The sequence below is a fragment of the Microvirga sp. GN3 genome (assembly GCF_055792825.1).
Window position 1 is genome coordinate 17,412 of sequence record NZ_JBVVAK010000109.1, and the last position, 9,820, is coordinate 27,231.

Genomic DNA, 9,820 nt, shown 5'->3' on the forward strand with positions numbered 1-9,820 from the left:
CCTGCATGTCACATGCTTCAAACTAGGGAGGAAAACAGCCATGTATGCCACGTCCAGGCGAACAATGATCAAAGCGGCGGCCGTACTATCTGTCTGTGCAGGCGCATTCGCGTCATTCACGGGGGGAGCCCTCGCACAAGGTAGGGAAATCGTCTACTCGACCTTTCTTGACCCGAATAATGCGAACGATCCCCGGGCCGCAGCCCAGACGAAGATGATCCAGGCCTTCGAGAGCAAGAACCCGGATATCAAGATCAAGCTGCTCGTTGATCCGACAGGGCAAACGGTCTCGAGGTCGATCAAATCCCGCAGCGAAACCCCTGACGTCGTGCGCATCGTGGGCTTCGCGATCGCCGAGTTTGCGGCCACCGGCAATCTTGTCCAGCTCGATGATCTGGTCAAGAAAGATGGGCTCCCCAACGAGGACTGGCTTCTTCCGCTTTCCAGTGCTCAGGTGGACGGAAAGCTGTTCAGCCTTCCTCAGGACTTCCGCATCCCGATCCTCTTCTATCGCAAGGGCGCCCTTCAGGAAGCGGGGGTAACCCCGCCGAAGACCTGGGACGAGGTTTGTGCAGCGGGCCCGAAATTCAAGCAGCCCAACATCATTGGATTTGCTGTCCCGCTTGGCGCAACCGGCGGCCTTGGTGGCGCCCAAGGCCTCGGGGAGTTCTTCCTCAGCTCGATGCTCCCGGGCAACAACGGCCAGTACTTCGCTCCCGACGGCAAGATCGCGTTCACAAAGGAATCCTTCGTTCGCACCGGCCAGACCATCAAGGACTTCTTCACGAAGTGCAAGGTCACGTCACTGCGTAGCGCGCAGATGGGAATCAACGAGGTTCACGACGGCCTCAGGTCCGGTACCATCGCGATGACGAACTTTGGTCTCTATCGGTTCAAGACTGTTCAACAACAGGGTGGTGGTGAGGACCTAGCCTGGGCGCCCGCACCAGCCTTCTCCGATACCGATAAACAGACTGTTTACAGCTACCATATCGCGATGAACAAGCAGTCCAAGAAGCAGGATGCCGCGTGGACCTTTGTCAAGTTCATGGTGTCCCCAGAGGCGCAGGCGATCGCGGCCGAGGGCGGCGAGGTCGTATCGAGGAAATCGGCCTACAGTGCCCCGTACTTCCAAGCCGAAGCAGCCAAGAACCAGACACAGTGGGCTGAGCTGATCAGCCAGCGTGGCCGCACTGTGGCTTACACCCCGATCCTGTCGACCTTCCACACGATCGTCGGGGAGGCCTTCCAGAAAATGGTGTTGCGCGATGAGTCACCCGAGAATGCCTACGCCGAAGTCGTCAAGCGCTATGACGAGGCGTTGAGTAAGTCGCGGTAACCGCGCAGTCAGTCAGTCAAACATGGTGGAGCGGCGGGCGTCCTCCGCTCCACCCCACAACAGATGGAGTGTCAAATATGAAGTTGCTTCGGTACGGACCGGCGGGAGAGGAAAAACCTGCTCTTCTCGCAAGCGATGGTACAGTCCGGGATCTCAGCGGGATAATCCAGGATGTGGACGGAGCATGTGTAACTCCTGATGGGCTGCGCCGGATTGCCGAGCGCGATCCAAAGACGCTGCCGGTGGTTGGCCAGGTGGAGCGGATCGGACCGTGTCTCAAAGAGGTAGGCAAATTCATCTGTATTGGTCTCAATTACATCGATCACGCGCGAGAAACGGGCAATGAGGCCCCTGCCGAGCCCGTCGTGTTTATGAAGGCGACGAGCGCCATCGTCGGTCCCAACGATAACATCGTTCAACCCCGCGGTTCGACCAAGCTTGACTGGGAGGTCGAGTTGGGAGTGGTGATTGGAACGAAGGCGAAGTATGTGTCCGAGGAACGTGCCCTCGAGCATGTTGCAGGCTACTTCCTCGCCAATGATGTGTCAGAGAGGGCGTTCCAGACCGAAGGGACGGGTCAGTGGACGAAAGGCAAGAGTTGCGACACCTTCGGTCCCATTGGCCCTTGGTTCGTCACGGCTGACGAGGTCCCGAACCCACAAGATCTCCGACTCTGGCTCGATGTTGACGGTGTACGGCGTCAGGACGGCACGACAGCGAACATGATCTTTAGCGTGGCCCGAATTGTCAGTTACCTCAGCGGACTCATGACGCTGCATCCTGGTGACGTGATTATCACAGGGACACCCGCTGGCGTTGGGCAGGGAATGAAGCCTCCGGTCTATCTGCGTCCCGGCCAGGTCATCACGCTCGGCATCGAAGGGCTAGGCGAGCAGAGCCAGACCGTAGTGGCTGAAGCCGCCTAATTGTAACTCTAGAGGTGAGCGGTCCCGTATGCACGCGGAGTGCCGGCAAGATCGCTCATCGTCTGAGCCACCGATGTGACAGTGTTGGTATCTCATGGTCATAGACGGCTCGCAAAACGGCCGACAACGACGAGGTTAGAATGACTCTTGAGCACTCGCTCTCTGCTGAAACTGAAACGATTGCAGCCGAATTGGTCCGAGCGCGGGCGTCTGGGAAGGGTGTTGCGAACACTGCCCTGCCTATGCCGGCCAACGCGAGGAGTGCAATGCAGATCCAGGCTTTGGTGCAGGGGCAGTCGGCTCGGCCCGTGGGCGGCTGGAAGGTGGCAATCGGGCCAGAGAAAAGGCCTATCGCCGCTCCGCTCTTGGATGTGTATCCCGCCTCTGCAGAAATCCGCCTGTTTCCAAATTGTACGATCGAGGTCGAACTTGCGGTCCGACTCGGAAGGGATCTCCCAAGACGAGAGACCGGCGCATACGATCGCTCCGATGTCCTCGACGCGATCGAGAGCCTCGTCCTTGGAATCGAGGTGATTGGTGGACGGTTCGAGGACGCGGCGAATGTGCCCTTCTTATCGTTTCTGGCCGATAACCTCGGAAACCGGGCTTACGTCATTGGTGATAGGTTACCGCTCTCGACCTTCGACCAAGTAGCTGGGCTAGCCTGTCATGTGACGCTGAATGGGACCCCTCTCCATCAAGCCCCCGCATCTCATCCTGCCGGAGATCCACTGTTGCCTCTGCTGGCTTATGCGAACGAGCAAAGCGACTGTCTCGGGGGATTGAAAGCAGGCCAGATCGTGACGACTGGAAGTCTTTGTGGTGTCCTGCCCGTCCGTGCCGCTGGTCTCTTAGAAGCTCAGCTCGATAAAGTCGGCCAAGTATCGGCTCGTTTTGCTGATTAGTGCCTGACTTCATTCGCCTTGTGCGCTGATGAGGGCCTTTCGTCTACACAAGTTACATTATCAGGGACACGAGTAACGCCAACGGCAACCCCTCGATGCACTAACTTCAAAAGGAATAGCGGAATGCGTGTTCTTGTGACTGGAGTAAGTGAAGGAATTGGCGGCGCTATCTGTCGCCAGATTGCCACTCGACCTAATTCTGCTATTGCAATGTGCGTGCGAAAGAGCCGCGAGACTGTTGAACAACTTGCGGAAGAGTTGCGGCACCAGGGTTGCGATGTTCTTGTCCTTGAGGGAGACCTTCGAGATCCCGCCACGCCCGAGCGCTTCGTCGAAGGCGCGATGGAGAGATTCAATGGGCTCGATGCCGTCGTATCCAACGCCGGCGCCGTCGACCCGGCCTCGCTGGAGACTATGTCGCTCAAAGTCTGGGACGACATGTTTGCGCTTACATGCCGCGCAAGCTGGCTTCTCGCGAAGGCAAGTTTCCCACATTTGAAGATCAGCCAGGGAGCCTTCGTTGGCATTTCCTCGCAATCGGGCGTTCATCCGCATCGGCAAACTGGGGCCTATAGTGCAGCAAAGGCTGCCCTTATCATGTTGTGCAGGCAAATGGCGCTTGAGTGGGGCGAGCACGGAATCCGGGTCAACAGCGTTTCCCCGGGAATGATTATGACGCCAATGACGCAAGTCATCTATGATGACATCGCGATCACTCGGCAGCGTGAGGCCATCGTCCCCTTGCGGCGGATCGGAGCGCCTTACGATGTTGCGCGTACAGTCGACTTCTTAATCGACTCGAATAATCGTTACATCACCGGCGAGAACATTATGGTCGACGGCGGCCTCACGCTTTCGGTTCTGGACAGGATCCCTGGGATCGCTCGCCGCAAGGACGACACGTCGCCGACGGAGAGGGAAAATGGCTAGACACACGGTCGGAGCGGCTCAGCCTGCCTTACGCGTCGGTGTTGTAGGGACAGGTGCCATTGGCCGCCGGCATGCTCAATACTGCGTTGACGAACCTTCCACCGTACTCGCTGGCGTCGTTGACCCGGCCCCGAGTGCCGCTGCCTTCGCCGCCGAGCTGGGCGTGTGCCACTATTCTACTCTTGAAGCGATGCTGGATTCGCAGGAGGTCGACGGGATCATTATTGCGGCCCCGACGCAGCTTCATCGGGACGTCGCTATCGCTGCCATCGAACGTGGAGTTCCAGTTCTCATCGAGAAGCCGATCACTGCACAGCCAAGCGAGGCGGCTGAGTTGATCGCGGCCGCACGTTCCACCGGTGCAAAAGTATTGGTCGGCCACCATCGGCGACACAACCCGATCGTGCTGCAGGTGCGGGATATCGTGACGCATGAGCTCGGCCGGCTGCTGGCGGTCAATGTGATCTGGGCAGTCCTGAAGCCTGAAAGCTATTTTGAACCCGAATGGCGACGGTCCGCAGGTGCAGGGCCGGTCCTGACCAATCTTGTCCATGATGTCGATCTGCTGCGGTTCATGTGCGGGGAGATTACCAGCGTTATGGCGATAACTGAGGCATTGGCGCGCAGCCACAGCGTAGAGGACACAGTTGGTGTTCTGCTGCAGTTCGAGAGCGGCGCGGTGGGCACTCTCATTGGTTGCGACGCCAGTCCATCGCCTTGGTCCTGGGACGCGAATTCCGGCGAGAATCCGATGTTTCCGGTAAGCCGGGAGAATTCGTATCGCTTTCTCGGCATTGAGGGATCGCTTGAGTTCCCGGACTTGCATCTATGGCGGTACCGCGTGGGCGGCGAAGCCGGTTGGACGCGGTCGATCAGTCGCGAAGGGCGCATCGTTCGGGCCGACGACGCATACCGTCGGCAGCTCCAACATTTCTGTCGCGTGATCCGTGGTGATGAAGAACCACTGGTCAGCGGAGAAGATGGGTTGCGAAGCCTGCAGGTGACTGTCGCAATTCTGCAGGCCGCGGCGACCAGGCAGTCCATAGATCCTTCGCGGGTGGCAGATCAAGGTGAACGTGGTGTTTGAGGCGCAGGATGGCACTCCAGGGATAGCTGGGCACCGATCGTACCGACTACCGTGACCTCACTGTTTGGGCTTCGCCAAATGCCATCGACGCTTGGACAATAGAGTTCGACGAGGTCATGATGGAGGACGGTACTGTGTGCTGGCGAAAGTTTACGCGCGTGATCTTGCCGCTAGACAGATCGATCACTGCCTTCTCGGTAATCGGTCTTGTCTCGGCATGAAACGCATCCATCAAGGCAACGGCGGTTGCCCTGACGATGCACGCCGAACACTTTAAATCGCAATCGCAGATCACGGCTGCGATCGGAGCTGACTTGCGTGGTCTTTCGTCATGGCCTCGGCGACGGCGTCGCGGTTCCCCATCGTTGCCCGCTTCGTAGCGGCGCGGCGTTGGTTCATCACCGGCCTCACGGTAGACACCGTCAAGGCTTAGTGCAAACCGAGTGCTCAACAGGGAGGAAACCATGCATAACGGAAGCAAAGACCTGAAACTGTCACGCCGATCCCTCATCGGCGGGCTTGCTGCCGCGTCGGTCGTCACTAGTGCGGGGATCCGCAAAGCATCGGCGCAGTCGGGCGCTTCAACTGAGATTAGCTACAACGGTTTTCTAGATCCGGGGAATCTCAATGATCCTCGGTCGGCGGCGCAAAACCGCATGATCGAAGCGTTCGAACGGGCAAATCCCTCGATCAAGGTCAAGGTGATCGTCGATCCGCCGGGTGCGAACGGGATTCGCGCTGCGCGCGCCAAGTCGAGTGCACCGGATGTGATCCGCGTCGCGAATTTCCAGCAGCCGGAGTTTTCGTCAACTGGCTCGATCCTGCCGCTCGATGAGCTTGTCGTCCGCGATGGGGTCGACGCCAATGATTGGCTGATCCCCTTAGAGCAGACCAAGGTCAATGGTAAACTCTGGGGGCTACAGCAGGACTATCGAATTCCGATCCTCATCTATCGCAAGAGCCGCTTTGCTGAGGCTCAAGTGACCGCGCCGCCGCGCACCTACGATGAAGCCGGAACCTTGGGTGCCAAGCTGACGAAGGGCGCCAATATTGCGTACGCTGTTCCAATTGGCGTGACCGGCGGAATTGGCGGGGCTCAAGCATTTAACGAGTTCATCATCAGCTCGATTCTTGCTGGCGATAGCGGAGCATTGTTTGCTCCAGACGGCCGAAAGATTGGGTTCTCCGACGACCGGTTACTTCGGGCAGCGGAGACAGTCCAAGACCTGTTCGCAAAGAAGGCGTCCACACCTGTCACCCTGCAATACGGCTACAATGAGTTGCAGGACGCACTGCGCTCCGGAACGGTAGCCTCAGCATCGTTTGGCCTGTATCGCTACAAAAGTATGGAGCGTTCAGTTGCCAACAATGATCTGGCCTGGGCCGCGGCGCCTTCCATCGAGCCGAATGACAAGCACACCGTCTATGGCTTCCAGCTTAGCATCAACGCAAACTCGCCTCGAAAGGACGCAGCCTGGGAGTTCGTGAAGTTCATGGCAAGCTCGGAAGCACAACTGATCGCTGCGCGTGGCGGAGAAGTCGTTGCGCGGGCGAGTGTATACAACGATCCGTACTTTTCGTCGCCTGATGGCGCCGATCAGCACGGTTGGAAACAACTCGTGCAGGAGCGCGGTCGTATCGTGACCTATTCGGTAATCCAATCAACGTTCAACCAGATTGCCGGTGAGGCATTCCAGCGCATGATTTTGCGCGGCGCCCCACCGGAAAGCGTCGTAACCGAAGTAAAGTCGCGCTACGAGGACGCTCTCGCCAAGGCATGATGATGCAAGACACCGCGTCCCAATATATTGGGACGCGGCTCGACGTTGTCTGCGGCGACATCGAGACGACGTTGATTACGGGTCTCTATCAGGATGCGCCCCAATTATTTGGCTAGGCGTTCGCATCTTAGATTAGCAGAAAACTGGATTGGTTTTGCAACTAGGAGACAAGAATTATGAGGTATCGCTATCTTGGTCGAACTGGGCTTCAAGTCAGTGAGTACATGCTCGGAACCATGAGTTACGGAGCAGATGGTAACACTGATGAACGCGAGTGCATCAGCATTGTGCATGCCGCTCTGGACCGTGGAATCAACTTTATCGATACGGCCGATACCTATTCTCATGGGGAAGCGGAGGGAATCGTAGGCAAGGCGATTGCTGGCCGGCGCGATAAGATCGTTCTCGCGACCAAATTCAGGTTATCGGCAGGTGATGGGAGAAACGATCAAGGTGGATCCCGCTACTGGATCATGAAGCAGGTCGAAAACAGCCTGCGCCGGTTGAAGACTGATCACATCGACTTGTATCAGATGCATCGCCCCGACCCGCAAACTGATATCGAGGAAACACTAGGCGCACTCAGTGATCTAGTTACGCAAGGCAAGGTTCGATACCTCGGTTGCTCGACATTTCCCAGTTGGTATCTTGCTGAAGCGCAGGCTGTCAGTCGTTTGCAGAAGCTATCCCGGTTTGCCAATGAAAGTTCTCCCTATTCGCTGTTCCAGCGTACCGTTGAAAGGGAAACATTGCCGGCCGTCCGACACTACCGCATGGGGTTCACGGCATGGAGCCCCCTGAATGGGGGGTGGCTGACCGGGAAGTATAGATCCGACGCCGCGGCACCGGCCGGATCCAGAGCCGAGCGCGTCAAAGGTCAATGGGGTAAGCATTATCCGATTCTGCAGTCGCGTTTTGATATGCAGCGTCCAGGCAATCGCCGGAAGCTTGAACTGCTAGCGATACTTGAGTCTATCGCTCAGCAGGCAGGTCTGCGCCTTATGCATATGGCACAAGCATTTCCACTTGCACACTCGGCAGTCACGTCGGTGATCTTAGGTCCGCGCACGCTCGAGCAGTTCAATGAAATGCAACCTGGCTTTGAGACGAAACTGGATACGTCGACGCTTGATCAGATAGACGCGCTTCTCCCTCCTGGCGATCTGATCGAGGAAGCTGATCGCGGCTATGTCTCGCCCTGGATGGCGCCAGAGGTTCGCCGAAACGGAATAACAAATCTTGCGACGAGTGCATGACCTAGCTCGATTGAATGCCGGCGAGCAGTTCCCCTGCCACAGTCGGCGTTACGCCTCTTGCACCCTTGGTCAGAAGTTGGATCCCGAGTTCCGACTCCAGATCCTGAATGCAATTCGCGGCGGCCGAAGTGGCGCTACCGCATTGCTCAGAAGCACGCGTGACGCTTGCATATTTGATAGCGGCGAGGACGATACGCAGGGTTGTCCAATCCGGCAGGTTCATTGGCCAATATTCGGCAACGCGATCTTTCGTGCAAGCACCGCTGCGGGAAGGCAGTCTTCTTTGGCGTGAGCAAAGCCTGACCTCTCCAAGGTCTCCTCAGGGTCAAAGTCGGCAGTTGCCGTTGTGTCGCTACAGGTCCGCTGACGGACAGACCTGAGACGTTCAGTTAATTCACTAGGTGTGGCTCCGGCGTAAAACTTCGTCGAGCCACTCCCCCACTCTCCACAGCGGTCCTCGCCTAACACATCGGCGGCCGAGATACTCACGTGTCACGTGTTATGGTTTTGGCAGCGGAGGAACACCGTTTTTCCAGTCGGACCAGTTGGATACGATGTGATCCACCATCCGACCGCCGACCATGGCGATGTTATCGACCGTCTCGGCAAAGCCGCCCGCGGTTTGGCCCGGTGCAGGATCGAGATGCTGGAGTGTAGTTTCGTTCGGATTGCCCTGATCGAAGTTCACTGCTCCCCGCAAGCTCAGGAGCCTGCGATCTCCCAAGGTTCGCTGGATTACCTGAGCAATGGCGGCCGCTTCCATTTCGGAGAGCATGAGGTTTCGTGGGGCAGGCGATTGATGGACTGAAGATGTACAGGGATAGGTTACGGCCGCTAATCGCTGTCGGTGCTGAAATAACCCTTCGTCCACGGCGCAGTTGTAAAGCTGCCCCAGAGATCCTCATGCTCTCGAGCGCGATCAACAAGCCAAGGCCAGGCTTGATTGCTGCTCCCACACCGATGCTGATCCCTTCGATCAATTCTTCGGCGCTGGTGCCGCCGGCCAGAACCGTAACCTCGTCCCCACGCGGCCGATGCCGTCGATGGAAACGTTCAACACCAGCGCGCTGCTCCGCCTTCTCTCCCACGAGTTCGCCTCGATTGATGAAGAGGTCGAGGCCGTACACCGCTGCGAAGCCAACAAGGAATCCGGCAACTGCAGTTGGTAGCGAACTCAGTTCCAGAGCGGCCGGCAGCATCTCGAAGCTGATCGTGGCCAGCAGAACGCCGCTGGCGAAGCCGAGGGCGAGCGACATGAACAAAGTTGTCGGTCGGCACCAAAGCGCAAGGAGACCTCCCACCGGAGAGGCAATGGCCGCACTCGCCGCGACTGCCAGGATCAAAAGAAACTCAGAAGACATGAGCCGATCCTGACGAGTGTTTCGCCGGAATAACCCTGATCCTCGCAAATCGGTGACAACAGGCTGGGTCGTTAGTGATGCGTGAATCGGATGCCGATGGTGTCTTCGGGACCCAGACCAAGGATGTCTGCGAGCTGGTGGCGGGCCCGGTTGACCCGGCTCTTGATGGTGCCCACGGTGACGTGCTGACGGGCGGCGATTTCCTCATAGCTCAGGCCCTCCACGCCAACCAGCA

General features: G+C 57.8%; 11 protein-coding genes. 8 read left to right on the forward strand and 3 right to left on the reverse strand.

Features of this window, described 5'->3' with window-relative positions; all coding sequences use genetic code 11:
* Nucleotides 1-40 precede the first annotated feature (40 nt).
* From ACS5Q1_RS34000 to ACS5Q1_RS34030, 7 genes are all read left to right on the forward strand, one after another.
* Nucleotides 41-1,339 (forward strand): ABC transporter substrate-binding protein, encoded by a 1,299-nt coding sequence (locus ACS5Q1_RS34000; protein ID WP_473102368.1) that lies wholly within the window; start codon nucleotides 41-43, stop codon nucleotides 1,337-1,339.
* Between the two features lie 77 nt (nucleotides 1,340-1,416).
* On the forward strand, nucleotides 1,417-2,265 hold the full coding sequence (locus ACS5Q1_RS34005) for a fumarylacetoacetate hydrolase family protein (RefSeq protein ID WP_473102369.1): 849 nt from the start codon (nucleotides 1,417-1,419) through the stop codon (nucleotides 2,263-2,265).
* Nucleotides 2,266-2,573: 308 nt separating this feature from the next.
* On the forward strand, nucleotides 2,574-3,170 hold the full coding sequence (locus ACS5Q1_RS34010; RefSeq protein ID WP_473102370.1) for a fumarylacetoacetate hydrolase family protein: 597 nt from the start codon (nucleotides 2,574-2,576) through the stop codon (nucleotides 3,168-3,170).
* A 123-nt stretch (nucleotides 3,171-3,293) separates the two neighbouring features.
* Entirely contained in the window at nucleotides 3,294-4,100 is an 807-nt protein-coding gene (locus tag ACS5Q1_RS34015; RefSeq protein WP_473102371.1) for an SDR family NAD(P)-dependent oxidoreductase, read from the forward strand.
* Nucleotides 4,093-5,187: a Gfo/Idh/MocA family protein gene (locus ACS5Q1_RS34020; protein ID WP_473102372.1), complete on the forward strand. Its 1,095-nt coding sequence runs from the start codon at nucleotides 4,093-4,095 to the stop codon at nucleotides 5,185-5,187. The genes ACS5Q1_RS34015 and ACS5Q1_RS34020 overlap by 8 nt, the downstream gene beginning before the upstream one ends.
* A gap of 464 nt (nucleotides 5,188-5,651) precedes the next feature.
* A complete protein-coding gene (locus tag ACS5Q1_RS34025) occupies nucleotides 5,652-6,968 on the forward strand; it encodes an ABC transporter substrate-binding protein (RefSeq protein WP_473102373.1) in 1,317 nt (438 codons plus the stop codon).
* A gap of 176 nt (nucleotides 6,969-7,144) precedes the next feature.
* Nucleotides 7,145-8,224 (forward strand): aldo/keto reductase, encoded by a 1,080-nt coding sequence (locus ACS5Q1_RS34030; RefSeq protein ID WP_473102374.1) that lies wholly within the window; start codon nucleotides 7,145-7,147, stop codon nucleotides 8,222-8,224.
* Between the two features lies 1 nt (nucleotide 8,225).
* On the opposite strand, the gene ACS5Q1_RS34035 is transcribed toward ACS5Q1_RS34030, so the two are convergent.
* Nucleotides 8,226-8,447 carry a LysR family transcriptional regulator gene (locus ACS5Q1_RS34035; protein WP_473102375.1) on the reverse strand — a complete coding sequence of 74 codons (222 nt, stop codon included), beginning with the start codon at nucleotides 8,445-8,447 and terminating at the stop codon, nucleotides 8,226-8,228.
* 276 nt (nucleotides 8,448-8,723) lie between these two features.
* Nucleotides 8,724-8,999, reverse strand: a complete 276-nt coding sequence (locus tag ACS5Q1_RS34040) for a hypothetical protein (RefSeq protein WP_473102376.1) — start codon at nucleotides 8,997-8,999, stop codon at nucleotides 8,724-8,726.
* Nucleotides 9,000-9,267: 268 nt separating this feature from the next.
* Here ACS5Q1_RS34040 and ACS5Q1_RS34045 point away from each other — a divergent pair, with 268 nt between their 5' ends.
* Nucleotides 9,268-9,393 (forward strand): hypothetical protein, encoded by a 126-nt coding sequence (locus ACS5Q1_RS34045; RefSeq protein ID WP_473102377.1) that lies wholly within the window; start codon nucleotides 9,268-9,270, stop codon nucleotides 9,391-9,393.
* A 263-nt stretch (nucleotides 9,394-9,656) separates the two neighbouring features.
* Here the strand turns inward: ACS5Q1_RS34045 and ACS5Q1_RS34050 are convergent, their stop codons facing one another.
* Nucleotides 9,657-9,809, reverse strand: coding sequence for a sigma factor-like helix-turn-helix DNA-binding protein (locus ACS5Q1_RS34050; RefSeq protein WP_473102378.1), 153 nt, complete (start codon nucleotides 9,807-9,809; stop codon nucleotides 9,657-9,659).
* Nucleotides 9,810-9,820 lie beyond the last annotated feature (11 nt).

What these genes read in the sequence shown, in the direction of transcription:
- ACS5Q1_RS34000 (WP_473102368.1), top strand. Translation starts at nt 41, where the DNA reads ATGTATGCCACGTCCAGGCGAACAATGATCAAAGCGGCGGCCGTACTA.
- ACS5Q1_RS34005 (WP_473102369.1), top strand. Translation starts at nt 1,417, where the DNA reads ATGAAGTTGCTTCGGTACGGACCGGCGGGAGAGGAAAAACCTGCTCTT.
- ACS5Q1_RS34015 (WP_473102371.1), top strand. Translation starts at nt 3,294, where the DNA reads ATGCGTGTTCTTGTGACTGGAGTAAGTGAAGGAATTGGCGGCGCTATC.
- ACS5Q1_RS34020 (WP_473102372.1), top strand. Translation starts at nt 4,093, where the DNA reads ATGGCTAGACACACGGTCGGAGCGGCTCAGCCTGCCTTACGCGTCGGT.
- ACS5Q1_RS34025 (WP_473102373.1), top strand. Translation starts at nt 5,652, where the DNA reads ATGCATAACGGAAGCAAAGACCTGAAACTGTCACGCCGATCCCTCATC.
- ACS5Q1_RS34030 (WP_473102374.1), top strand. Translation starts at nt 7,145, where the DNA reads ATGAGGTATCGCTATCTTGGTCGAACTGGGCTTCAAGTCAGTGAGTAC.
- ACS5Q1_RS34035 (WP_473102375.1), bottom strand. Translation starts at nt 8,447, where the DNA reads ATGAACCTGCCGGATTGGACAACCCTGCGTATCGTCCTCGCCGCTATC.
- ACS5Q1_RS34040 (WP_473102376.1), bottom strand. Translation starts at nt 8,999, where the DNA reads ATGCTCTCCGAAATGGAAGCGGCCGCCATTGCTCAGGTAATCCAGCGA.
- ACS5Q1_RS34045 (WP_473102377.1), top strand. Translation starts at nt 9,268, where the DNA reads ATGGAAACGTTCAACACCAGCGCGCTGCTCCGCCTTCTCTCCCACGAG.